General features: G+C 65.4%; 24 protein-coding genes. 18 read left to right on the top strand and 6 right to left on the bottom strand.

From position 1 onward, the window contains the following. Nucleotides 1-551: 551 nt before the first annotated feature. Complete coding sequence (locus tag AB4083_RS04045) at nucleotides 552-857, bottom strand: hypothetical protein (protein ID WP_441606452.1); 306 nt, start codon at nucleotides 855-857, stop codon at nucleotides 552-554. Between the two features lie 578 nt (nucleotides 858-1,435). Continuing rightward, nucleotides 1,436-2,347, bottom strand: coding sequence for an AraC family transcriptional regulator (locus AB4083_RS04040; RefSeq protein ID WP_441606451.1), 912 nt, complete (start codon nucleotides 2,345-2,347; stop codon nucleotides 1,436-1,438). 100 nt (nucleotides 2,348-2,447) lie between these two features. On the opposite strand from AB4083_RS04040, the gene AB4083_RS04035 reads away from it, so the two are divergent. The 8 genes from AB4083_RS04035 (at nucleotide 2,448) to AB4083_RS04000 (ending at nucleotide 10,933) form a co-directional block, all read left to right on the top strand. Next, nucleotides 2,448-3,191 (top strand): SDR family oxidoreductase, encoded by a 744-nt coding sequence (locus AB4083_RS04035; RefSeq protein WP_441606450.1) that lies wholly within the window; start codon nucleotides 2,448-2,450, stop codon nucleotides 3,189-3,191. Nucleotides 3,192-3,454: 263 nt separating this feature from the next. Beyond that, nucleotides 3,455-3,730: a hypothetical protein gene (locus AB4083_RS04030; RefSeq protein ID WP_441606449.1), complete on the top strand. Its 276-nt coding sequence runs from the start codon at nucleotides 3,455-3,457 to the stop codon at nucleotides 3,728-3,730. Nucleotides 3,731-3,748: 18 nt separating this feature from the next. Beyond that, a complete protein-coding gene (locus tag AB4083_RS04025) occupies nucleotides 3,749-4,678 on the top strand; it encodes a DUF692 domain-containing protein (RefSeq protein WP_441606448.1) in 930 nt (309 codons plus the stop codon). Further along, nucleotides 4,639-5,262, top strand: coding sequence for a hypothetical protein (locus AB4083_RS04020; RefSeq protein ID WP_441606447.1), 624 nt, complete (start codon nucleotides 4,639-4,641; stop codon nucleotides 5,260-5,262). Before AB4083_RS04025 ends, AB4083_RS04020 begins: the two co-directional genes overlap by 40 nt. Before the next feature lie 235 nt (nucleotides 5,263-5,497). Then, nucleotides 5,498-6,712, top strand: coding sequence for a glycoside hydrolase family 5 protein (locus AB4083_RS04015; RefSeq protein ID WP_441606446.1), 1,215 nt, complete (start codon nucleotides 5,498-5,500; stop codon nucleotides 6,710-6,712). A gap of 151 nt (nucleotides 6,713-6,863) precedes the next feature. Beyond that, on the top strand, nucleotides 6,864-7,622 hold the full coding sequence (locus AB4083_RS04010) for a helix-turn-helix domain-containing protein (RefSeq protein WP_441606445.1): 759 nt from the start codon (nucleotides 6,864-6,866) through the stop codon (nucleotides 7,620-7,622). An 84-nt stretch (nucleotides 7,623-7,706) separates the two neighbouring features. Beyond that, the gene (locus tag AB4083_RS04005) at nucleotides 7,707-9,170 is read left to right on the top strand and encodes a S41 family peptidase (RefSeq protein ID WP_441606444.1); all 1,464 of its coding nucleotides are present in this window, start codon (nucleotides 7,707-7,709) and stop codon (nucleotides 9,168-9,170) included. Nucleotides 9,171-9,208: 38 nt separating this feature from the next. Further along, on the top strand, nucleotides 9,209-10,933 hold the full coding sequence (locus tag AB4083_RS04000; RefSeq protein ID WP_441606443.1) for a hypothetical protein: 1,725 nt from the start codon (nucleotides 9,209-9,211) through the stop codon (nucleotides 10,931-10,933). 444 nt (nucleotides 10,934-11,377) lie between these two features. On the opposite strand, the gene AB4083_RS03995 is transcribed toward AB4083_RS04000, so the two are convergent. Beyond that, complete coding sequence (locus AB4083_RS03995; RefSeq protein ID WP_441606442.1) at nucleotides 11,378-12,163, bottom strand: SDR family NAD(P)-dependent oxidoreductase; 786 nt, start codon at nucleotides 12,161-12,163, stop codon at nucleotides 11,378-11,380. A 309-nt stretch (nucleotides 12,164-12,472) separates the two neighbouring features. Here AB4083_RS03995 and AB4083_RS03990 point away from each other — a divergent pair, with 309 nt between their 5' ends. The 7 genes from AB4083_RS03990 to AB4083_RS03960 all read left to right on the top strand — a co-directional run bounded on the left by AB4083_RS03990 (nucleotide 12,473) and on the right by AB4083_RS03960 (nucleotide 17,780). Further along, entirely contained in the window at nucleotides 12,473-12,802 is a 330-nt protein-coding gene (locus tag AB4083_RS03990) for a hypothetical protein (RefSeq protein ID WP_441606441.1), read from the top strand. A gap of 3 nt (nucleotides 12,803-12,805) precedes the next feature. Beyond that, the gene (locus tag AB4083_RS03985) at nucleotides 12,806-13,171 is read left to right on the top strand and encodes a GntR family transcriptional regulator (RefSeq protein WP_441606440.1); all 366 of its coding nucleotides are present in this window, start codon (nucleotides 12,806-12,808) and stop codon (nucleotides 13,169-13,171) included. Further along, entirely contained in the window at nucleotides 13,168-14,025 is an 858-nt protein-coding gene (locus AB4083_RS03980) for an ABC transporter ATP-binding protein (RefSeq protein WP_441606439.1), read from the top strand. The genes AB4083_RS03985 and AB4083_RS03980 overlap by 4 nt, the downstream gene beginning before the upstream one ends. Beyond that, complete coding sequence (locus tag AB4083_RS03975) at nucleotides 14,022-14,993, top strand: hypothetical protein (protein WP_441606438.1); 972 nt, start codon at nucleotides 14,022-14,024, stop codon at nucleotides 14,991-14,993. The genes AB4083_RS03980 and AB4083_RS03975 overlap by 4 nt, the downstream gene beginning before the upstream one ends. Nucleotides 14,994-15,060: 67 nt before the next feature. Continuing rightward, entirely contained in the window at nucleotides 15,061-15,765 is a 705-nt protein-coding gene (locus AB4083_RS03970) for a hypothetical protein (RefSeq protein ID WP_441606437.1), read from the top strand. Nucleotides 15,766-15,944: 179 nt separating this feature from the next. Beyond that, entirely contained in the window at nucleotides 15,945-17,198 is a 1,254-nt protein-coding gene (locus tag AB4083_RS03965) for a serine hydrolase domain-containing protein (RefSeq protein ID WP_441606436.1), read from the top strand. Nucleotides 17,199-17,234: 36 nt separating this feature from the next. Then, complete coding sequence (locus tag AB4083_RS03960; protein WP_441606435.1) at nucleotides 17,235-17,780, top strand: DUF2884 family protein; 546 nt, start codon at nucleotides 17,235-17,237, stop codon at nucleotides 17,778-17,780. A gap of 158 nt (nucleotides 17,781-17,938) precedes the next feature. Here AB4083_RS03960 and AB4083_RS03955 read toward each other — a convergent pair whose 3' ends face one another. Then, nucleotides 17,939-19,333: a class II fumarate hydratase gene (locus AB4083_RS03955; protein ID WP_441606434.1), complete on the bottom strand. Its 1,395-nt coding sequence runs from the start codon at nucleotides 19,331-19,333 to the stop codon at nucleotides 17,939-17,941. Between the two features lie 134 nt (nucleotides 19,334-19,467). On the opposite strand from AB4083_RS03955, the gene purB reads away from it, so the two are divergent. Together purB and AB4083_RS03945 are read left to right on the top strand one after the other, a co-directional pair. Next, the gene (gene purB / locus AB4083_RS03950; RefSeq protein WP_441606433.1) at nucleotides 19,468-20,835 is read left to right on the top strand and encodes an adenylosuccinate lyase; all 1,368 of its coding nucleotides are present in this window, start codon (nucleotides 19,468-19,470) and stop codon (nucleotides 20,833-20,835) included. Between the two features lie 73 nt (nucleotides 20,836-20,908). Next, entirely contained in the window at nucleotides 20,909-22,144 is a 1,236-nt protein-coding gene (locus AB4083_RS03945) for an acyltransferase family protein (RefSeq protein ID WP_441606432.1), read from the top strand. Nucleotides 22,145-22,192: 48 nt separating this feature from the next. Here AB4083_RS03945 and gstA read toward each other — a convergent pair whose 3' ends face one another. Further along, the gene (gene gstA, locus AB4083_RS03940; RefSeq protein WP_441606431.1) at nucleotides 22,193-22,810 is read right to left on the bottom strand and encodes a glutathione transferase GstA; all 618 of its coding nucleotides are present in this window, start codon (nucleotides 22,808-22,810) and stop codon (nucleotides 22,193-22,195) included. Between the two features lie 86 nt (nucleotides 22,811-22,896). Here gstA and AB4083_RS03935 point away from each other — a divergent pair, with 86 nt between their 5' ends. Next, nucleotides 22,897-23,286, top strand: a complete 390-nt coding sequence (locus tag AB4083_RS03935; protein ID WP_441606430.1) for a winged helix-turn-helix transcriptional regulator — start codon at nucleotides 22,897-22,899, stop codon at nucleotides 23,284-23,286. A gap of 62 nt (nucleotides 23,287-23,348) precedes the next feature. Here the strand turns inward: AB4083_RS03935 and cysK are convergent, their stop codons facing one another. Continuing rightward, nucleotides 23,349-24,290, bottom strand: coding sequence for a cysteine synthase A (gene cysK, locus AB4083_RS03930; protein WP_441606429.1), 942 nt, complete (start codon nucleotides 24,288-24,290; stop codon nucleotides 23,349-23,351). Nucleotides 24,291-24,344: the final 54 nt, after the last annotated feature.

Raw genomic sequence — 24,344 nt, 5'->3', positions numbered from 1 at the left:
TACTTAGGGCTGCGCAACATCAGTAAAAAATGGACGCTTCCAATCCATGATTGGAAGGCGGCGCTCAACCGCTTTACCATCCAGTTCGAAGGCCGCATCCCTCAGCTTTAAAGCGATCCCGTTTACACAAAAGTCTGTACAAGCCCACGCGCTCCGCCATGGCCGATCCCGCAGCCAAGAGGCCAAACATGGCGGTACATGTGCGAAACGCTCTCAGCGTCTTGTTCGCACAGTCCATGTTGACTCTCTGCAACTCCAAATCCTTGGAGTAATCGGCGCCCTCATTGTGATGAGTGCATGAGCGCATGAGCGCATAAATGCAGCTTGCAAGTCGGCATCAATCGGAGGCATGGACAACACCTAGCTTTACGCAAAGGGGGAAGGAGCCAGCTAATTTGTCAGATCGACATCCGTCGCAGCCCCCACCCCTTTGCCAACACCAAGAAAGCCCGGCAGATGCGATCGCCGGACTTCCTCGACTGCACTTTGCTCTCTATTGCGACTCTGCCTGTCGCCATGCGGGGCGCAACTCAGGACAAGTCACTACCTCGCTACGACTCGACCACCACGCTCTCCGTATCCCCGCGCACCTGCTCCCACTGCATCCTCAAATGCGCCTGCGCCGCGCAACTCGTCCCCATCTCAATAAACGCAGCAATGCCTCCCAGCACAATCGGCAAGTGCCGCCCCTTCATACCCCCACGCTCATCCACCAACTCAGCCACCAGATGAATAGCGCTATGCGCGTACTGCAACCACTCAGTCGCATCGTTCAACAGCGCGTCCGGACCCGCATCAGGGTCGGAGTAATAGTTCGTGTGGCGGTTAATCCACGCTTCGCCAAAAACATCATTCATAAGCAACTCCTTGCTACGCGCCGCATCCCCGCTCCTTAAAACGGCACGCCGCCAACCAGCACGGCGTGCCGCCGACCTTACGGACTCGAGGATTCACCGGTAGCCCAACAGCTGGGCACCGGGCGGCTTGATTGAGGAAGTGGTTTGCGGCTTCAGCAGCTTTCGCCGTTGCGCAAGGCAACGCGCCGGGTTACACGGCTCGGATAATTCCTGCGAAAACTCTTAGGCCGCGACTCTTCAACCCTGTCCGCGATGTCGCCGGACAGCCCGAATGTTCGGGGGGTATGCCGCCCGGGGGATCGGCGAGCGCGCGAATCTCGTATGATCTGGCACAGCCATGATCAACTCCTCTTTAGTTGGTGATGGTCAGCGGGTCGTAGGAGGTGCAACTCCTGCGGCCCGCGCTTTCACGACATCGCTGCCATGGTTGCCCGCGACGCGCTTCTGAAATCACTCCGCGGGCAACGCCATCGACACTATCAAATCGATTTTTAGTTGTCTGTAGGCGCACGCCTGGATTGCGTATGCAATAAATCCGATAAGGATCAATCCGTCCGATTATTCTGCCTTTAATGGCCTCACGCAGCAGGCAGCGGTGCCTGCTTGCGTGCGTAGCGCGCCGGCGGCACACCGACATGCCGGGTGAACGCCACGCTGAATGTACTCGCCGAGCTATAACCCACCCGCTCGGCGACGTCCGCGATACCGAGCTCTTTATCGCCCAACCACTTCTTGGCGAGCGCCATTCGCCAGGCGAGCAGGTATTCCATCGGCGCCACGCCGACCGTGCGACTGAAACGCTCGAAGAACGCCGAGCGCGACAGCGCTGCCTCCTTCGCCAGTTGCGCCACCGTCCAAGCCTGCGCCGGCGACTCATGCATGCGCCGCAATGCCACCGCCACGCGCGTATCGGCCAAGCCACGCAGCAGGCCCGGCGAGGCGGCGGTACCCGCGGTGGAGCGCAAGGCTTCGATCAACAGCACTTCCAGCAGGCGCGTCAGCACTGCGTCACGCCCTGCCCGCTCTCCGCGCGATTCCTCGTTGACCAGCCGCACCAGGGTGCCGAGGCGCTTTTCGTCGCGCACATGGACCAGTTGCGGCAGCAGCGACACCAGCATGGCCGCATCCGGCGAAGCGAAGGTGCAGTAGCCGACCATCATGCGCACTTGCGCCGGGTCCTCTGGCGCACCGAGCCGGAATTCGCCGCTGGGCAGCAGCGTGGGCAGCAGGTCCACCTGATCGTCCGGCGGATCGAGGCTTGAGGTGCTGAAGTTCTGCGCGGCGGGGATCAGCACGAAATCGTCGGCCTGGAGTACCTGCGGCTCGCGTCCTTCCAGCGCAAGCCGAAGCGAGCCCTCCAGTACCACGCAGTAGAACGGCCGCCCGACCTCGGTGCGGCGCACTCGCCAGCGGCCGGCGGCGCTGACGAGTTTGGAAAACCCGGCCGAGGGCTGCAGCAAGGAGACGACTTCCGAGAGTGGATCAGCCACGTCTGGACTGTTGCCAATGAAATACGGACTTCCGATGGTAGCCCGTCCAGCTCGCGCTGCCTATCGTGGGTGCATCACCTCCACCCGCACAGGAACCCGCATGAAAACCATCCTGATCACCGGCTGCTCGTCCGGCTTCGGCCTCGAGATCGCACGTCATTTCCTCAACCACGGCTGGAACGTCATCGCCACCATGCGCACGCCGCGCCAGGACTTGCTGCCGCCCTCGCCGCAACTGCGCGTGCTGCCACTGGACGTGACCGATCCGCACAGCATTCGCCAGCTCATCGATACCGCCGGCCCCATCGATGCCCTCGTCAACAACGCCGGCATCGGCTTGCTCAATGCGTTGGAAGGGATCGCGATGGACGCGGCGCGCGAACTGTTCGAGACCAATACCTTCGGCACCATCGCCATGACCCAGGCGGTGCTGCCGCAGTTTCGCCAGCGCCAGGCTGGCGTCATCGTCAACGTCACCTCCAGCGTCACGCTCAAGCCGCTGCATCTTCTGTCCGTCTACACCGCCAGCAAGGCGGCCGTGAATGCGTTCACCGAATCGCTGGCGCTGGAGCTGGAACCGTTCCATATCCGCGTGCGGCTGGTGTTGCCGGGGCGCGCGCCGGAAACGCGTTTCGGCGAGAACGCGCGGTCACGCATGCAGGGCGGCTTCCACGAGGCATACACCGAGCTGGCCAGGAAGATCTTCGATGGCTGGGCGCAGTCGACCGATCCGGTGACGCAGTCGTCCGATGTCGCCGAGGCGGTATGGCGCGCCGTCAACGAACCGGACAGCCCGATGCGCCTGCCGGCGGGAGCGGATGCGGTGGCATTGGCTGGCGTGTGAGGCCTGGGCGGGGCGCGATGAAACAGATGCGTTCAGGACAACCATGCATCAACCCGCATGCGTCAACCCGGCCATGCATCAACCCGGCCATACATCACTCATGCACGATCAGCCAACCCCAGCAGCGCACGTAAGCGATCCCCTACATCGCACGCACGACCCATGCATAGCTCCACTGACGGATGCCGCCCCGCATCCACCAGGCGCACAGTAGCCGCCGCTCCGCCCTCGCGGAGCCACTACTGATGACTCTGGAGAACACCATGTCCAACAAACGCGCTGCCGAGTTCCGGCTCGAACATACCAACGGCCAGCAGGTGCTCAAGCTGTACCTGCCGAAGGGTGCCTCGTTTGCCGATGCGTCCAAGTACGACAAGCTGCGCCAGGAAATCATCCGCGGCCTGACCGGGTGCCCGGCCTGCACGTCGGGTGTCCCGTACCATATCTCGGATGACCCGGTGATCCTGGTCGCGTCCGAAGCCGCGCACGTCGTCGAACGCGCCAACGCGCAGATCGGCGCCCGGACCGCAGCAGCCTGATCCGACGGTTACCGCCACATGTTCAAGCGTCACTCGATCGGCGTCGGGGTGTTGTTCAACCCGTCTCTCGCGCATTTCGTCGAGCACTGCTCCGACGCCGTCGATTTCTATTCGGTGATTCCCGAGCGCTTCTGGAATGACCACGGCCGCGGCGCCAGCCAGCGCTTCGTGCCGCTGCCCAACGAGATCGATCTGCTCGATCGCATCACGGCGAAGAAACCCGTGGTGGCGCATGGCGTCGGCTTGTCCATCGCCAGCGCGTCGTTGTTCGATCTCGATTACGTCCACCAGCTCAAGGCCTGGCAGGCCCGCTACGGTTTCACCTGGATCAGCGAGCACCTGGCCGCGGTGCGCATCGCGCAGGCGGCGGGCAGCGATCACCATGCGGGTCTCGCCCTGCCCTTGCCGTGGGACGAGGAATTGCTCGACCTGCTCTGCACGCGCATCCAGCAAGCGCAGGATGTGCTCGGCCAGCCCATGCTGTTCGAGAACGGCGTGGAATACACGCCCGTGCCGTTCTCGGAAATGAGCGAGCCGGCCTTCCTCAATGCGCTGGTCGAACGCACCGGCTGCGGCGTGCTGCTGGACCTGCACAACTTGCATGTGAACGCGAAGAACCTCGGCCGCTCGCCCATCGACTTTATCGATGAGTTGAATCTGGATGCCGTGCAGGAGATCCACATCGCCGGCGGCTCGACCATGCACGGCATCTACCTGGACTCCCATTCGGGGCCATGCCCGCCGGAAGTGTTCGAGCTGCTGGCCCTGGTGGCGCCACGCTGCCCGCATCTGCGCGGCGTGACGTTCGAATTCCTCGAATCGTACTTTCCCCTGATGGGCGACCACGGCGTACTCGCGCAGATCGCGCTTGCGCGCCAGGCGCTGCAACCCTCCGTGAGCACCGTGCCATGTCCCTTGCCGAGTTCCAGCGCGCGCTTGGCGATCTGATCGCCTCGCCGCTGCACAGCGCCGAGGTCGCCGCGCAGCCGCAGCGGGCGCTGCACGACTACGCGTTGACGCAGCGCGAACGGCGGCGCCTGTGGGTGATGGCGCGCAGCTCGGGCATGCGCATGAACTGCACGCTCTACCGCATCAATCGCATCATCCCGATCCATTCCGTGTTGCCGCGCACTTGCCGCCGCCTGGGCGAGATCCTGGGCGGCGTGCTCGACGCCTATTTCGCCGACGAGCCGGAAAGCACCCTGCAATACCTGCTCGAAGCCCACCGCTTCGCGCACTGGCTGCTCGCCCATCCAGCGGCGATCGATTGGCCGGTGGATGCCTTGCGCGACCTGCTCACCTTCGAACTGGCCTGCCACCACGTGATGCGCGCCCCGCGCCAGCCGCCCGCAGAGCACGAGGACGATCCGCGCCTGTGCCTGGTCACGCTGCACCACGACATCGGCAGCCTGCTCGGCGAGCAGGCATCCGCGCCAGCACCACTATCCGACCCGGTGACGCTGCTGCTGGATGCACGTGGGGACACGCTCAGCGTGATGCCGGTGGATAGCGAGGATGTGGCGCGTAGCTAGGCCAGGGCGTTCACTGGGTTTTCACCGCGGTGATCCGGTTTGAGCTTGCGCGCCTCCTTCATCCCCTCACCGCCCCGAATGCGGCGATTGCAAACGAATAAACATCAAGCGCCTTTATCGATTTCATAATTGCGCACCACCCGCGGCCTTCTCAGCATGCACGACTGGCGATCACGGCGATCGCCATGCGCCGGATGAACTCTTCCGTTCCCGTCAACTGAGAGGGTTTCCCAGTATGCGTTTACGCCCATGGACCGTCACCCGCATTCAAACGCTTGCGGCTGCTCGCCGCCTGCTGCCTGCAGGCCAGCGAAAGCCACGCGTCATACCCGCGCTGCTGCTGGCGGTCGGCTTGTCGCTGCTCCCCCTGGGCGGACACGCGCAACTCGCCAATCCAACCTATGGCTGGAATCTCGGCAATACGCTGGAAGCCACCTGGTCGGGCGCGACCATGCCCAAGCAGAAGCTGATCAATAACGTCGCGGCCGCCGGCTTCAACACCATTCGCATTCCCTGCGCGTGGGACCACAACGCCGATCCGAATACGCACGTGATCAACGCGTCCTACATGGCCACGGTCACCCAGGTCGTGCAATGGGCCCAGGCGGCCAATCTCACGGTGATCATCAACGATCATTGGGATGGCGGCTGGTTCGAGAACTCGAACTTCAACAGTTTCGATTCGAACGTCAATGCGAAACTGGTTTCCTACTGGACCCAGATCGCGAACAACTTCAAGGGCTACAACTCGAAGCTGCTTTTCGCCGTAGCCAACGAACCGAACGTGACCTCGCAGGCGCAGACCAACGTGCTGTTGCAGTACTACCAGAACTTCATCAATGCGGTTCGCGCCACCGGTGGTAACAACCAGACGCGTTGGCTAGTGCTGCAGGGGCCGGGTGGCGGAAACATCGACAACACCAATAGCTGGGTGACCACGATCCCCTCCGATCCGGCAAAGCATCTGGCCTTCGAAGTGCATTACTACTCGCCGTATCAATACGCACTCATGACGGCCGACGCCTCATGGGGATCGATGTGGTATTTCTGGGGCAAGAATTACCATTCCTCCTCGCTGACGACCCGCAACGCAACTTCCGCCACGGAGGAGTCTTACGTGACGGCGGAACTGCAGAAAATGAACTCCCAATTCATCAGCAAAGGGATCCCCGTGCTCCTGGGTGAATTCGGCGCCGTTCGCCGCACCGGCACGGCCGGCCTGACCGGCACCAACCTCAACTTGCATCTCGCCTCGCGGACGTATTTCGACAAATACGTAGTCAGCCAGGCCAACAGCCTCGGCATTCGGCCGGTGTATTGGGACGATAGCGATAACGGCTCGGGCAATAATGCGTTCGGACTGTTCGATCGGTCCTCTGGAGTACTGAACCGCACCGATGATGCTCGCGCCTTGACCGGTGGTGCCGCGCTTCCGCCTCCGGGCGGCTAGTGGACGGTGTGAACGGGTAACGCGAGCAGCGCCTTTTAAAAGCAGGTAGCGTGCGGATGGCGACAAACGGGGCCGGAGGCAGTTAAGGAGCAACCCTCTTAACTACCTCCGGCCCCTTTGACCCACGCACCAGGCTTTCAGCGAGGCATTCATGCACCCGTCTACCGCTACCGCCCACGCCAGGATTTCGCGCTACGGCTCCGCCCCGATGGCTGTCCACAGCCATGCAACGCCCAGCCTCACACTGGTATTGAACGGCCGCTACGAGGAAACCATCCGCGGCCGCTCGGCATGGCATGGCGCGGGCGCGCTGCTGTTCTATCCGCCGGGCGAACCGCATGCGCAGCTTTTCGCACCCGGCGGCGCGGTGAAGCTCGGCCTTTCGCCCGCGACGGCCATGCTGGAATACCTGGCGGAGCGCCTGCCGTTGGCCGAGGCGCCCGTCGCCATCGCGCCGGAGCTGGTGCGGCTGGGTCAGCGCATGGCGCAAGAGCTTCGCCTGGCCGACGCTCATTCGCCGGCGGCGCTGGAAGGTCTCTCGTGGGAACTGGTCGCCCTGTTCGGCCGCCATGCCGGGCGTGGCACGACGCAGGACGCGGCCAGCGTCGCCAAGGCGCGCGAATGCATCGCCGCCCATCTGGACCAGCCGCTGTCGATCGCACGCCTGGCCGCGCTCTGCGACATCCATCCTGCGCGCCTGGCGCGCGCGTTTCGCCGCGAGCTGGGACTGGGGCCGGGCGAATACCAGCGCACGCTGCGGCTGCAGCAGGCGCTGCGCCTGGTCGGCGAGACGGATGCGCCGCTCAGCGAGGTGGCGCAGGCCTGCGGCTTCTGCGACCAGTCGCATTTGTCCCGCGCCTTCAAGGCGGCCTACGGCTACGCGCCGACCGCATTGCGGCGCTGTTCGTAGCATCCCAATCGTCGCGGTGATCCAAGACGGTGCCGGCGCCCAGGGCCTAAGCTCCCCGGCGGAACCGAACGCAGGCTGGAAACCATGATCCCGTTGCTGAGCGCCGCCCTGGTGGTCACCGCCTTGATAAGCGCGCCCGCGCCTTACGACGCCAGCGCCTGGCGCGCCGACTTCGCGCAGCTGAAGACCGCGCTGCAGGCGCGTTACGTCAACCTGGCCTGGATGGGCTCCTACGAAAGCGGCATCGACGTGCCCTCCCTCGCCCGCCGCACCCAGCTCGCGCTGGACGCAGCGCACAGCGATGCCGAGGCGCGCGAAGCCTTGCGGGCCTTCGCCGCCGGCTTCCACGACGGCCATCTCTCCGAACTGGCGACCCAGGCGCCAGCGCAAACCGAAGCGCCCGAGCCCGACAAGGCGACGCTGGATCCGGCCGATCCGATCTCCGGCTGCGCGGCGATCGGCCACGCCTCCACCGCCAATGTCGCCTTCAGCCTGCCGCTGGAGAGCCTGCCCGGGGTGCGCCTGCTCGGCGATGGCCAGGGCAGCGTGTTCCGGGTGGGCCTGGCCGAGGTCGACGGCCGGCGCATCGGCCTGGTCCGCCTGCAGGTGTTCCGCGTCCGCGGCTTCCCGCAGGCCTGCCAGCGGGCGTGGGCGCAAGCAAGCAAGGCCAGCACGCCGATCACCCGCGCCGCCATCGGCGAGGCGGCGGGCCAGCTGTGGCTGAAGGAACTGGCCGATCAACTGAAAGCGCTGCGCAGCGCCGGTGCGCAGGCGGTGATCGTCGACGTCGGCAACAACGGTGGCGGCGACGACAGCGGCGACTGGATCCCGCGCCTGTTCGGCACCCGGCCGATCGCCTCGTCGCGCCTGCTGGTGGTGGACGCTCCCGAGGGCAAAGGCTATCTCGACGAGGAGATCGACGGCCTGACCGAGGCGCTGGCGGCCAAGCCCGGTGCCAGGGCCAAGGCGGATCTGGAAAAAGCGCTGGCCGCGTTCAAGGCACGCAAGGCCAGCCTCGGTGCGACGCCGTGCGATCTGTCGTGGGTGTGGCAGGAGCGCCGCGCGTGGCGCGATGTCGCCTGCCGCCGCGTGATCGACGCCGGTTATGCCGACGGCCCCCTGCCCGGCCTGCCAGCCCATGCCTATGGCGACGAGAAAACGGAGCAGGCCCTGGCGTGGTCGACCGTCGTGCAGGACCTCTACGGCGCCTGGCCCGGCCCGACCTACGTGCTTACCGACGGCAAGACCTTTTCCTCCGCCGAAATGTTCGCAGCCACCATGCAGAACAACGGCACGGCGAAAACCATCGGCGTGCGCACCGGCGGCGACGGCTGCGGCTTCATGGGTGACATTCCGCCGCTGGTGCTTGCGCATTCGCGCCTGCGCTTGCGCGTGCCCAACTGCATGCGCCTGCGTGCCGACGGCACCGACGAGGTGGCGGGCATCGCGCCGGATCTGCCGATCGCGCCCACCGAAGGCGAAAGCGACCGCGCACGTGCGGCGCGCATGCTGCGCACGGTGGCAGCAGAACTGGAGCCACGCCCCTAGCTGGCTGTAGCCTGTCGTTTTTCAGCGGCAGTACCGGCATGCGCTCCTTTCAAAACGCCTCGCTTTTTTACCCTGTAGTTTTCCTCGGCCTCGCGGCCTCGTCGATCGCCAGCGCGTTCGCCGCCACGCCTGCTGCGAAGCCGGCAGCGTCGCTCGACATCACGCTGGCGACGACGCAGGAAACCGGCGGCAGCGCGGACGGTATCGCGGTCAGCTATGCGTACAAGCCGGCGACGCCTGCCGCCGTGCCATTGACGCTCGAACTCGACACGCTGGAACCCGGGCTCGAGCGCAGCACGGACCAAGTGGCTGAGCTGACGCTTGCCGATGACCGTGGCGCACTTCCGATCGGCCCTGTCGTCCTGCGCAAGAACGGGCCTCGAAGCTTTCAGACCTGGACGACGACGCGCGCCGCGGCGGGCGTCGTGCAGGTGTCCTACCGCATGCACGTCGCACCCAGCCGGCCGCAGAAGCGCGGGCCGCAGGTCGATCTGCAGGCGGCGGGCGGTGGCATCTCGGGCGGCTACGTCGGCGTGCTGGTGCTGCCCGCCAGCGCCGGGGCGAGCTTCGAAACCCATGTGCGCTGGAAGCTCGCGCCGGGCGCAATGGGAGTGAGCTCTTACGGCGAAGGTGACTACACGGGAATCTTCACCGCCGACAAGCTCACGGACACGCTGTTTCTGGCGGGGCCGGTCAAGAGCTACCGGCCGGCTGACCAGGCCAAGGATGCGGGGCTTGAGGTCTACGGCCTGGGGGTGACCCAGGAGCAGGTGCAGGCGGCGGGCAGCTGGGCGGCTGCGGCCTACGCCGCCGAGCTCAAAGCGTTCAAGCTTGCAGGCAACCCGGCGTATCGCTTCATGATCCGCTCCTTCGATGGCGTTGCTAACCCCAGCGGCCGCGCAGCCGAACACTCCTTCATGCTCTATGTGCCGCCGGGCGCAAACCCGAGCACGACCGAGCTGCACTACACGGTGGCGCACGAGATGGTGCACAGCCTCGTGCGCAATCTGGAAAAAGATGACATCGAAGGCGACTGGTACACGGAAGGCCTGGCGAACTACATCGCACTGACCGTGCCCAATGCAGCGGGGCTGTACACCCCCGCCGAGTATCTGGAACTGGTCCGCGGTGAGAGCGCCGGCTACTACACCAATGCGAAGCGCGCGCTGCCTAATAGCGCGTTCCCCGCCCATGTCTGGTCGGGCCGCAACGCGTGGATGCTGGCGTACAACCGCGGCACGCTGTATCTGGCCGACCTCGACGCGAAGCTCAAGGCGCATGGCTCCGCGGTCAGCGTGCTCGATCTGTCCAATGAGACGAGTGCGCGCATCAATGCGGGCGCGTCGGAAGACCACCACACCTGGCTGGACGTCCTTTCCAAGCGGGCCGGCGCCTGGGCGGTGAAGGATTGGAACGACATGATGGCCGGCAAGCTGATATTTCCGGCAGCCGGCGCTTTCGGGCCGTGCATGCATGCCACCAAGGAAGACGTGCGCATTTTCGATCTCGGCTTCGCGTCGCCGGTCCGGCTTACGGCCGGGGCGAGCATCGGCGGGCTGGTCAAAGGATCGCCCGCCGAACGCGCGGGCCTGCGCGATGGTGACGTGCTGGATGCCAGTGTCGATATCAATCCCGCGGCCGAAAGCCTCGACAAACCTGTGGTGCTGCATGTGACGCGTGGCGGCAAGGCGCAGACGGTCAGCTTTGATCCGCGCGGAGGTTCGCAAGCGGGGCTGGCGTGGAGTTCTTCCTGCGTGCGGTGAGGGCGCCGGATCCGGCATGGGGCTGATGCATGGCGCGCTGATGCAAGGCGCGCCGGTTATCGGACAGGCCAAGCCATCGAGCGACCATCCGCTAATCCTCGGTCGAAACGGCCTGCGTCTAACGGTGGCGTTTCCTGAAGCGCCTGGCTGGCCGCTTGGCTTGAGATTCGGTGCCTGACCGCTGTCCTCCCCGAAGTTGCTGCCGGATCATCGCTACTAGAAGGATGCTCAAACCAATGACTAAGAAAACGTAGTCGCCCAAGCTCCAAGGGATGTCTCCGCGCCCCACCAGGGCGGCGGCTAAAAGAATGTTCAATGTGGCCATTCACTCTTAAGAAAAATGCGAACGCGTTGATCCATGCAGGGAGCGAGGCGAGTGGCGAGCGGGGCTTTTAGGAAACCCATCTGGCATGCCCTCTTGCCCAACAGCCAGGATTATGCGCGTCAGATCGTGCTGACCTTCCCACCATCCATCGGGATGATGGCACCGGTGACATAACTGGCCAGCGGCGATGCGAGGAACAGTGCCACGTTGGCGATTTCCTCCGGCTCCGCCATCCGCCCCAGCGGAATCTCCGCCACCTGCGCGGCAAGCAATTCATCGGTCGGCTTGCCGCTTGCACGCGACGATGCTTCCAGGCCTTCCTGCACGCGCCCCGTCCGCGTCATGCCGGGATTGATCGCATTCACCCGCACGCCCTTGCCCGCATACGCCGTGGCATAACCCACCGACGCCAACATCAAGGCTGCATTCGCCGCGCCGCCGCCGATATGCATCGGGTTGGCCTGCCGGCCACCCTGCCCCACCACGTTGACGATCGCCCCGCGCCCACGCGCTGCCATGCGCCGGATCACCGGGTCGATCGCATGCATATAGGTGAAGTATTTGGCCTGCATCGAGGCGTGCACGGCCGATGCGTCCAGTTCAGCGGGTGGCGTGCGCCGCGCCGCGCCGGCGCAATTGATCAGCACGTTGATCGGGCCGTGGTCGTCCTCGATCCGCTCCATCACCACCTGGGCGGCGACGCTGTCGGTGAGGTCCGCCGGTTCCACCTGCAACACCAGGCCTTGTTCCTGCAGTTGCCGCCGCGCGGCCTGCAGATGCTCCACCGAGCGTGATACGCCGATCACCGTCGCTCCTTCGCGCAGGAACGCTGCGGCACATGCCAGCCCGATGCCCTTGCTTGCGCCGGTAACGACGACGACGCGCCCGGTAAGGCCCAGATCCATGCGCAAACTCCTGTGCTGGTGTCCGCTTATTGAAGCAGAAGGCACCGCCTCCGCCTTGTGACGGGCCTGATGTCTGTCATGCGCGATGGCTGATGCCCGCCGCTGCCGCCGACTAAACCCCGGCGAGACCATAAGCATCGAAGGCAGGACCGTTCGCGGCGCGCACTCCGCAGCGGTCCAGCCACCCCGGCCCGCCCCTATAGGCCATCAGTCATGTTGCGATTTCAGCGATCGCCTATTGACGGGTCCAAATGTGGTGTTATAGTTCACTACAACACCGGTCCACGAGGTCACTAAAGGAGACCTGTCATGAAAGCACCGAACCTGCTCGCACTGACCGCCGCTGTCCTGCTGACTACTGCAGGCCTGGCCGCCGTCAACAACAACATCAAGGTCGTGCCCGTCAGCGAAATCAACGGGGTCAAGGTGATCAACCTGGCTCCGGTCGAGGTCCGCCCGACCGCCGCCGACATGCGCGCCGCCGCCCTGCTGGCCGATGCCGGCCTGGCGACCGCCACGGTCGGCATGGCGCCGGTCGCGGCCCACGCCGCCGAGAGCGGGGTTGCCTTGCTCGGGGCCCAGCTGGCCATGCCCTACTATTCGTTTGGCACCACGTTTGGCCGCGTCACGAAGGATTAATCCATGACCATTACCTGGAACGACAGCGTCCCGATCTACCGCCAGCTGCGCGAACGCGTCGTGGCGATGATCCTGGACGGCGCCTTGAACGAGGGCGACCCGCTGCCGTCAGTGCGCCAGGTTGCCGCGGATTTTCAGATCAATCCGCTCACCGTCTCGAAGGCGTACCAGGAACTGGTCGACGATCAACTAGTGGAAAAAAGGAGGGGACTAGGAATGTTCGTGATCGATGGAGCCCGCGAGGCACTGCTGAAGTCCGAGCGCGAGCGGTTCCTGCGCGAAGAGTGGCCGTCGCTGTTCGAGAAACTGCAGCGACTGGGCCTGGATCTCAAGACGCTGCTCAGCGCGGCGGAGGCCAAGCAGTCATGAACGCCATCGTCTCCGCCAGCGGTCTGCGCAAGCACTACAAGAACACCACGGCCCTGGACGGCGTGGACTTCCGCATCGAGTCCGGCCGTATCGTCGGCCTGATCGGCCCCAACGGCGCGGGCAAGACCACCGCCCTGAAGGCGATCCTCGGGCTGACCGATTTCGAAGGGAAACTCGACGTCCTGGGCTTCGACCCGCGCACCCAGCGCAACCGCCTGATGGAACAGGTGTGCTTTATCGCCGACGTGGCGGTGCTGCCGCGCTGGATCCGCGTGCAGGAGGCGGTCGAGTTCGTCGCCAACGTGCACCCGCGCTTCAACCGGGCCAAGTGCGAGGCCTTCCTGGCGCGCACCAAGCTCACCCCCAACCAGCGCGTCAAGCAGATGTCCAAGGGCATGATCGTGCAGCTGCACCTGGCCCTGGTGATGGCGATCGACGCCCGCCTGCTGGTGCTGGACGAGCCCACGCTGGGCCTGGACATCCTCTATCGCAAGCAGTTCTACCAGAGCCTGCTGGAGGATTACTTCGACGAGAACAAGACGATCATCGTCACCACCCACCAGGTGGAAGAGATCGAGCACATCCTCACCGACCTGATGTTCATCCGCGACGGCAAGATCGTGCTGGATGCCGACATGGACGCGGTCGGCGAACGCTTCGCCGAGGTGCTGGTCGGCGCCGACAAGGCCGACGCGGCACGCAGCATGAAGCCGATGGACGAACGCCAGATCTTCGGCAAGAGCATCTTCCTGTTCGACGGCGCGGACCGCGCCACGCTGGAAGCCATGGGCGAGGTACGCCGCCCGTCGGTCAGCGACCTGTTCGTCGCCACGATGAAAGGGACCTACGCATGAACACCTTCTACTGGCAGGTAAAGCGCGAATTCTGGGAGAACCGCGGTGGCTTCCTGTGGGCGCCGGTGGTCACCGGGGTGGTCTTCCTGGTGCTGAACGTGATGGCCATCATCGCCGCCGAGGTGATGAGCGCCCGCCACGGCATCCAGATCGGCGGCAACAATTTCCGCGAGCTGATCGAGAAGGCCAGCGACGGCGACCTGGCCCAGGTGGGCGCGGCGCTGGACATGACCATGCTGTCTTCGATGGGTCTGATCACCATCGTGCTGGGCTTCGTGGTGTTCTTCTACTGCCTGGGTTCGCTGTACGACGACCGCCGCGACCGCAGCGTGCTGTTCTGGAAGTCGCTGCCGCTGTCCAACACCAGCACGGTGCTGTCGAAGGTGGTCAGCGCAGTGGTGCTCGCTCCGGTGATCGCCGTGCTGGTCGGTATCGCGGTGGGGCTGCTGCAGCTGGTGATCTTCTCGCTGGTGCTGTCCTTCCATGGCATCAACATGTGGGAACTGCTGACCCTGGCCCACCCGCTGCGTGCGGTGGCCTCGCTGATCAGCTCGATCCCGGTCTATGCCTTGTGGGCGGCACCGGCGGTGGGTTGGCTGATGCTCTGCTCGGCCTGGGCACGCAGCAAGCCCTTCCTGTGGGCGGTGGCGGCACCGGTGGTGGCCGGCCTGATGGTGACCTGGTTCGGCATCATGGGTGTGTTCAATCAGACGGCGGTGTGGTTCTGGTCCAACGTGGTGGCGCGGTCGCTGCTGAGCGTGTTCCCCGGTTCGCACTTCGCCATGGATCGCCACGCCTTCCGCAGCGTGTCCGAGAACCTGGGCGAGGCGCACAACCCGCTGGCCATGATCTCGCCGACGCAGACCTACGCGGTGCTGGCCTCGCCCAACCTGTGGATCGGTGTCGCGGCAGCTGTCGCCATGATCGCCGCGGCCATCTGGTTCCGCCGGGTCCGCGACGACAGCTGATCGATATTGCTCAGGGCGGCGGCTGCGAAGCCGCCGCTTGCACCGCACTCACTGCAGGAGGCATTCCATGAAACATCGTTCGATCAAGGCAAGCCCGATCAAAGCAGGTTGGATCGGCGCAGGCCTGCTGGCCGCTACCCTCAGCCTCTCGCTGGCCGCCTGCGGCCAACCCGATCAAGCCGACACCGGAGCGGGCAAGGCCGTGACCGACGCGGCGAAGGAAGTACAGCAGGCAACCTCGCCCTCGTTCATCGCTGGCGAAGTGCAAAAGGGTATCGACCAGGCCAAGCGCGAGCTGGCCACCAAGGACATCAGCGTCAGCAGCGTGCACATCGGCAACAACCATGAGCACGCGGACACCAGCGGCCTGCCCAAGGCGGTGATCACGCCGCAGGGCGACTTCGTGATCGCCGGCAAGACGGTGACCACCACGCCCGAGCAGCACACCCTGGTGGCGGATTACCGCCAGCGCATCATCAGCATCGCGGAAGCCGGCATGGATATCGGCGCCAGCGGCGCCAGCCTGGGCACCAGCGCGGCCAAGGAAGCGATCTTCGGTGCGCTCACCGGCAAGAGCGACAAGGAGATCGAGGAGCGCATCAAGCCGCAGACCGCGCAGATCAAGGCCGCCGCCATGAAGCTGTGCCTGCGCATGCCCGACCTGCTCAGCTCGCAGCAGAAGCTGGCCGCGGCACTGCCGGAGTTCCGCCCCTACGCCACCATGACGCAGAAGGATGTCGAGGACTGCGGCAAGGATGACGACAAGGATTGAGCGTAAGCCCCTCTCCCCGTTTACGAATTTGTGCACCGGGAGAGGGGTTGGGGTGAGGGTACGGGCGGAGCGCGGAAGTGATGTGCACGACTCCGCCCGTACCCTCATCCGGCTGCCGCCACCTTCTCCCGAAGGGAGAAGGATTTGCTCTTGAGGACTGAGTCAGTAAGGGGGATTGCATGGGTTGGCCAAGGAAGTCGTCGTTTGCTTCAGCGCTGCTGGCCGCCTGCCTGCTAGCTGCCACCGCCCACGCCGACAACATCAGCCCCACCCGCCTCCGCGGCGCCGCGCTGGACAAGGAAGTCGCCCGCCTGATGCAGGCCGCGCACGTGCCGGGCCTGGCACTGGCGGTGATCGAGAACGGCAAGGTCGTGCATCTGAAGGCCTACGGCCAGCGCGACGTCGAGCAGAAGCTGCCGCTCACCGTCGACACCGTGATGTACGCCGCCTCGATCACCAAGGCCGCCTTCACCTACGCCACGCTCAGCCTGCTCGACCAGGGCAAGCTGGATCTCGACGCCCCGCTCGCCAAGCTGCTGCCCAAGCCCCTGCCCGACTACGACAAATACGCCGACCTGGCCGACGACCCGCGCTGGCGCGCGATCACGCCGCGCATGCTGCTCACCCATCGCGCCGGCTTCGCCAACTTCCGCACCTTCCCGCCGGACGGCAGCGGCTACGACCCGAGCGGCAAGCTGAAGATCTATACCGAGCCGGGCAGCCGCTTCGCCTACTCGGGCGAAGGCATCAACCTGATGCAGTTCGTGCTCGAAAACGGCCAGAAGATCGACGTCGGTGCGCTGATGCAGCAGCAGTTGTTCGACCGCTTCGCCATGCGCCGCAGCTCGATGACCTGGCGCGCCGACTTCGCCGACAACCTCGCCATCGGCTACGACGAGAACGGCAAGCCGCTCGGCCACAAGCAGCGCGGCAGCGTGCGCGCCGCCGGCTCCATGGACACCACCCCGCGCGACTACGCGCAGCTGCTGGCCGGCATGGTGCGCGGCGATGGACTGGGCAAGCAGGCGCGCGCCGAATGGCTGAAGCCGGTGCAGCGCATCGTGTCCGTCACGCAGTTCCCCACGCTGGACCCGGCCACCACCCACGACAACGACGGCATCGGCCTGTCTACCGCGCTGGGCGTCACCGTGTTCCAGTCGTCGCAAGGCCCGGCCTGGTTCAAGACCGGCCACGACGACGGCACCAACAACCTGGCGCTATGCCTGCAGCAGTCGCGCGACTGCGTGCTGATCATGAGCAACAGCTCGAACGCGGAAGGCCTGTACCTGTATCTGCTCGACGCCACGCTGGGGCCCACCTGCTACCCGTGGTTCTGGGAAAGCGACATCCCTTACGACCATCCGCAGTGGCGCTCGCCGGATGCACGCAAGCAGCCGCATCCGCCCTGCGCGCCGGTACATCACGCTGCATGACCACCTCACCCATGCTCGAGGAGCAAGGAAATCCACATGCTTAAGCGACACCTGATTCCACTGCTCGCACTGTGCGCCCTCACCGCCGGCTGCGACGGCGACAGCAGCACCACCACCGGCCAGGGCCGCATCACCACGCGCGGCAGCCACATCGTGCTCAGCGTCCATGGCGGCCCCGAGGCCACCATCGACAAGACCGGCGCCTTGAACATCGACGGCAAGGACATCGCCGTCGACGACCACCAGCGCGAACTGCTGCGCCGCTACTACAGCAACGCCAGCGCGATCCGCCAGCACGGCATCGAGACCGGCAAGGCCGGTGCGGGCATGGCGGTCGAAGCGATCAAGGGCGTGGCCGAAACCGCCAGCGGCGACGACAAGGCAGTGGACAAGCGCGTCGAGGCGCAGACCCAGAAGATCACCGACCAGGTAATGAAGATCTGCGACGACCTCGCTGGCATCAAGGCCGCCCAGGACGAACTCGCCATCGGCCTGCCGGCGTTCAAGCCCTATGCGGGGCTGATGGACGAGAAGTCGGTGACCAGTTGCAGGGATGACGAGAAGACTGAAAGGAAGAGCTGACGCCATCGCGTAACGCACGTAACGGCGTAGGTTGGGGTGAGCCGCAGGCGAACCCCAACATGACCACCTTCAAACGCATCGCATCGTTGGGGTTCGCCTGCCGGCTCACCCCAACCTACGCCGGACGTATGTGTCGGTGTATGCAATGGTGGCTGCACTCAGCCACCACCCCCACCACCATGGATACCACCCTTCGTAAGCGCCATCGGATCGAGCAGTTTCTTCAGCTCGTCCTTCGACAGCCCGGTGGTTTCCAGTGCCACCTCCATGATCGGCCGCTTCTGCTTGTACGCCTGCTTGGCCGTCGCCGCGCCCTTCTCATAACCGATCACCGGATTGAGCGCGGTGACCAGGATGGGATTCTTGTCCAGCGCTTCCTTCACCCGCGGCGCATTCACCTTGAAGCCGGCGATGGCCTTGTCCGCCAGCAGCACGCTGACATTGGCCAGCAGGCCGATCGACTGCAGCAGGTTGTGCGCGATCAACGGCAGCATCACGTTGAGCTGGAAATTGCCGGACTGGCCGCCGATGGTGATCGCCGCGTCGTTGCCGATCACCTGCGCCGCCACCATCGCGGTGGCTTCGGGAATCACCGGGTTGACCTTGCCCGGCATGATCGACGAGCCCGGCTGCAACGCCGGCAGCTCGATCTCGCCCAGGCCCGCCAGCGGACCGGAATTCATCCAGCGCAGGTCGTTGGCGATCTTCATCAACGCTACCGCCAGCGCCTTGAGCTGGCCGGAGAGCTCCACTGCTGCGTCCTGCCCGGCCATGCCCTCGAAATAATTCTCCGCCGCCTCGAAGCGCACGCCGCTGAGCTTCTTCAGCTCGCGCGCCACCGCGGGGCCGAACTTCGGGTCGGCATTGATGCCGGTGCCCACCGCTGTGCCGCCCTGCGGCAGGCGGCGCATGCGCTTGAGGCTGTCCTCGATGCGCTCGATCGCGCTGGCGATCTGCGCGGCCCAGCCGGACAGCTCCTGGCCGAAGGTGACCGGCATGGCGTCCATCAGATGGGTGCGGCCGGTCTTGGGCACGTTGCGCAGTTCGCGCGCGCGGCGCTCGATGGTCTTCTTCAGGTGCTTGAGCGCCGGCAGCAACTGCTCGCTGGCGGTGAGCGTGGCGCTGACGTGGATCGCGGTGGGGATCACGTCGTTGGAGCTCTGCCCGTAATTGACGTGGTCGTTCGGGTGCACCTTGGCGCCGCCCTTGCCGGCGAGGTGGGCGATCACCTCGTTGGCATTCATATTGGTGCTGGTGCCCGAGCCGGTCTGGAACACGTCGATCGGGAACTGGTCGTCGTACTGCCCGTCCGCCACCGCCAGCGCGGCCTTGCGGATCGCCGCCGCCTGGGCCTTGCGCAGGTGGCCCAGGCCCAGATTGGCCTCGGCCGCGGCGGCCTTGATCAGGCCCAGCGCGCGGATAAAGGGGCGCGGCAGGTGCAGGCCGGAAATCGGGAAATTGTCCACGGCGCGCTGGGTCTGCGCGCCGTACAGCGCATCGGCGGGGACCTTCAGCTCCCCCATGCTGTCGTGTTCGATGCGGTACTGGCTCATGCCTTCGGTTCCTTGACGCTGAATGGATCGGACCACTATAGGCCGCCCCCCGTTAGGGCGGTGCCAAGCGGCACGGGGGCGGAGCTGGCCCCGCCCGTTGTAAAATGCCGTTTTCCCTCTGCCGGATCGCCTCGATGTCTGCCCATGCCCTGACCGCCCTGTCCCCGCTGGACGGCCGCTACGCCAGCAAGGCGCAAGCCCTGCGCCCGATCTTCAGCGAGTACGGCCTGATGCACCGGCGCGTCCACGTGGAGATCGAATGGCTGCTGGCGCTGGCCGCCGATCCCGGCATCGTCGAACTGCCGGCCTTCTCGCCCGCGCAGGTCGCCCTGCTCAAGGACATCGCCGCCAGGTTCAGCGTGGAAGACGGCGAGCGGGTCAAGGCCATCGAAGCGACCACCAACCACGACGTGAAGGCGATCGAGTACTTCATCAAGGAGCGCATCGGCAACGATGCCGCCCTGGCCCAGGCCAAGGAGTTCGTGCACTTCGCCTGCACCAGCGAGGACATCAACAATCTCTCTTACGCCCTGATGCTGCGCGACGCCCGGCAGCAGGTGCTGCTGCCGGCCTTCGACCGCGTGCTCGCCACGCTGCGCGAACTGGCCCACGCCCATGCCGCGCTGCCGATGCTGTCGCGCACCCACGGCCAGACCGCCACGCCCAGCACGCTCGGCAAGGAACTGGCCAACGTGGTCGCGCGCCTGGAGCGCCAGCGCAAGCAGCTGGCCGCGGTGGCGATCCCCGGCAAGATCAACGGCGCGGTGGGCAATTACAACGCGCACGCCATCGCCTATCCGGAACTGGACTGGCGCGCCTTCTCGCAGCGCTTCGTGCAGGGCCTGGGCCTGGACTACAACCCCTACACCACCCAGATCGAGCCGCACGACGGCGTGGCCGAATACTGCGACGCCGTGCGCCGCGCCAACACCATCCTGATCGACCTGGCGCGCGACGTGTGGGGCTATATCTCGCTGGGCTATTTCAAGCAGGCGCTGAAGGCCGGCGAGGTGGGTTCGTCCACCATGCCGCACAAGGTCAACCCGATCGACTTCGAAAACGCCGAAGGCAATTTCGGCCTGGCGAATGCTTTGCTCGGCCACTTCGCCGAAAAGCTGCCGATCAGCCGCTGGCAGCGCGACCTCACCGACTCCACCGTGCTGCGCGCCCTGGGCACCGCCTTCGGCCACACCCTGGTCGCGCTGGAATCGCTGCAGAAGGGCCTGGGCAAGCTCAACGTCAACGCCGAGCGCATCGGCGCCGACCTGGACGCAAGCTGGGAAGTGCTGGCCGAAGCCGTGCAGACGGTGATGCGCCGCCATGGCCTGCCGGAGCCGTACGAGCAGCTCAAGGCGCTGACCCGCGGCCAGGGCATCACCAAGGAATCGATGCGCCAGTTCATCGCCGGGCTGGAGCTGCCGGCCGATGCCAGGCAACGCCTGCTCGAACTCACCCCGGGTGGCTATATCGGCCTGGCGGAGCCACTGGCGCGCGAAATCTGACCTTCGCCGTTATCGACGACGCCTCCACCTTTCCGCCGCATGAGCGGCCTGCCGCTCACGGCTTCAGTGGTACATGAATCCACAAAACAAGAATCAGGCTCTGGAAGGGCTGCGCGGCATGGCCGCACTGGTGGTGGTGTTCTCGCATTGCGCCTGGGCATTCTTTCCGTACCTGCAATCGGGCCTGCCCGCCGACCTGCTCGGCGGCTGGGAGTCGTGGATCCAGAACAGTCCGCTGCGGGTGCTCTACAACGGCACCTATTCGGTCGCGATTTTTTTCGTCATGAGCGGCTATGTGCTGACCCGCCGCTATGTCGCACAGCCGGGCGCGGCGCGGCTGGACGAGTCAGCGATCAAGCGCGCTCCGCGGCTGGGCATCCCGGTGCTCGCTTCGGTGCTGCTCGGCTATGCGGTGATGAAGCTCGGCCTGATTTCGGACGTCGTGCCGAATGCGCACAATTTCCTTGGCGCCTGGTATCACATCAACGCCCGCATTTTTCTGGCCTTGAAGGACGCCCTGTTCGGCTCGCTGCTGCTGGGCCATAACGGCTACAACTACATTCTGTGGACGATCAATATCGAGTTCATCGGTTCGATCGGCCTGTTCGCGTTCATGGCGCTTTTCGGCAGCTCGCGTTGCGCCGGTACGTACGCCTTGCTGTGCGCGGCCGCGCTGGTCTGGAAAGGCGACACGCCGTATCTGCTAGGCGCGCTGTTTCTTGGCGGCGCGTATCTGCACGCGTGGCCGAAACCACCCTCGTCCGCGGCGCTCAGGTACTTGCTGCTGGCGATCGCGCTGGTGCTTGGCGGCTTCCATAGCGGCAGCACGTTCTACCGGCCGCTGCAGGACCTGGCGACGTGGCTGGCCGGGCAGCATGTCCGCGCCGATCCCATGTTCGTGTTTCCGTCGCTGGGCGCGTTGCTGCTGGTCTGGCTGGTACTGCATTCGAAAACGCTGTCCGCGCTGCTTTCCAGCAGAACGCCGGCGTGGCTCGGCAGCGTTTCTTTCTCGCTGTACCTGATTCACAGCTTCGTGTTGTCCAGCGTCGGGCTGGCCTCGTTCGGCCTGCTCCGGGCGCCGCTGGGTTATCCGCTGGCCGCGCTGCTCGCCTCGCTGCTCACGGTGGTGGCATCGCTTGGCGTGTCGGTGGGTTTCAGGAACCTGGTCGATCGGCCGGCGATCCGACTGGCTGATCGCTTCGCCCGATGGTCCCTGCCCCGCGCAGCGACCGCCACCCTGGCGCCGGTGCGCACGGCTGACCTCAAACCCTCGAGCGCACTATCCCAGGCGTTGGAGAAGAGGGCCTGAAGCAACGCTCCCGATAGCCGGGAGCGCTGCTGCATTACTTATTGGTTTTCAGGCGACCTTCTTGGCCTGCCGTTCGAACTCCAGCGCTTCCTGCACATGCGGACGCGCCGCGACGCGCTGCTGGAAATCCTGCAGGGCCGGGAAATCCGCCAGGTCCACGCCCAGGTGCTTGGCCCAGTTGGTGACGGTGAACAAATAGGCATCGGCAGCGCTGAACTGCTCGCCGACCAGCCACGGGTGCCCGGCCAGGCGCTGTTCGATCAGGCGATAGCGCTTGCGCAGGTATTCCTTGCGCTCCTCGCGCACCACGTCCGGCGTTTCCGGCTTGAACAGCGGCGAGTAGCTCTTGTGCAGCTCGGAATTGATGTAGCCGAGCATTTCCTGCAGGCGGTAGCGCGCCGTGGTGCCATTGGCCGGGGCCAACCCGCTTTCCGGCTTCTGGTCGGCCAGGTACTGCACGATGGCCGGGCCTTCGGTGAGCAGTTCGCCATTGTCCAGCACCAGCGCCGGCACATAGCCCTTGGGGTTGATCAGCCAATAATCCTGGTCGCTGGCCGTGCGCTTGGCCTTGGTGTCGACCCTTTCCAGCTCGACCGGAATGCCGGCTTCCAGCGCGACGATATGCGGCGACAGCGAACAGGCACCGGCGGCGTAATAGAGCTTCATGGCGATCCTCCTTGGGTGGGTGAGGCGCGCATCCTAGCCAGCCATGGTTACTGTTGGATACCACCTGGCCGGGGGTAGCCCCTAAAATGCGGTATCTCGCCAGTTACCTGGACCGCGCCATGGGTTTGCCTGTCCGCAAGAACAAAGTGATGCCGCCGCCGGCGTGTCCGCTCAGCGAAGTGCTGGGGCTGTTGCGCGGGGCATGGGCGCCGAATGTGGTGTGGCTGTTGAGCGGGGAGCCGCGGCGGTTCGGCGAGTTGCGCCATGACATCCCGAAGATCTCGGCACGGGTGCTGAGTGCGCGCTTGCGGGAGCTGGAATCGCGCGGCTTGGTGATGCGCAAGATGCTGGATACGTCGCCGCCGTCCGCGGAGTATGCCTTGACGCCGTTGGGGCGGGAGTTGCTGCCGGCGATCGAGGCGTTGGTGGGGGTGGGGGCGAAGTTGATCGCGGAGTGGGCAACCCGCTCCAGGTAGCGCCATCGTGCGGGGTTTGTTGGGGTTCGCCTTCGGCTCACCCCAACCTACGTCGCGCTGGCTTATTCAACTTCGTCCGAACCCTCGTTGACGCCCTCGAACAAGAACGTCGACAAATACCGCTCGCCGGTATCCGGCAGCATCGCCAGCAGCACCGAGCCTTCCGGTGCATCCTTCGCCACCTGCAGCGCCGCGGCCAGCGTCGCGCCGGAGGAAATGCCGACGAAGATGCCCTCCTGCTGCGCCAAGGCGCGCGAGGTATCGCGGGCCAGCACGTCGTCCACCGGCACGATCTGCTGCGCCACGTCGCGGTTGAGCACCGCCGGCACGAAGTCCGGCGTCCAGCCCTGGATCTTGTGCGGCTGCCAGTCCTTGCCGCCGAGCAGCGAAGCGCCGGCCGGTTCGCTGGCGATCACCTTCACCTCCGGGCGCGCCACCTTCAGCACCTCGCCCACGCCGGTCAGCGTGCCGCCGGTGCCCCAGCCGGTGACGAAGTAATTCAAGCGGCGGCCGGCGAAGTCGCGCAGGATTTCCGCCGCCGTGGTGCTGCGGTGATACGCCGGATTGGCGGGATTCTCGAACTGGCTCGCCAGGAACCAGCCGTGCTTGTCCGCCAGCTCCTTCGCCTTGCGCACCATGCCGCTGCCGCGCTCGGCCGCGGGCGTCAGCAGCACCTTGCCGCCGTACGCGCGGATCAACTTGCGCCGCTCGATCGAGAAGGTCTCGGTCATCACCGCCACGAACGGATAGCCGCGCGCCGCGCACACCGCCGCCAGCGCCACGCCGGTATTGCCGGAGGTGGCTTCGATCACGGTCTGGCCGGGCTTGATGGTGCCGCGCGCCTCGGCGTCCAGGATGATGGCCAGGGCGAGACGGTCCTTCACCGAGCCGGCCGGATTGAACGCTTCCACCTTCACGTAAAGCTCGACGTGTTTCGGCGCCAGCCGGTGCAGTTTCACGATCGGGGTGTTGCCGATGGTGTCGAGGATGCTGTCGTAGATCATGAAAAGCTCCAGGCGGGATGGCAGGACGGGATGGGCAGGTTTGAGCGGGTCGGC

It is taken from the genome of Dyella sp. 2RAB6 (assembly GCF_052115385.1).
In the GTDB taxonomy this organism is placed as follows: Bacteria; Pseudomonadota; Gammaproteobacteria; order Xanthomonadales; family Rhodanobacteraceae; genus Dyella_D.
Note: the sequence above shows the minus strand (reverse complement) of the source record. Positions and strands in the feature narration are given on the sequence as shown.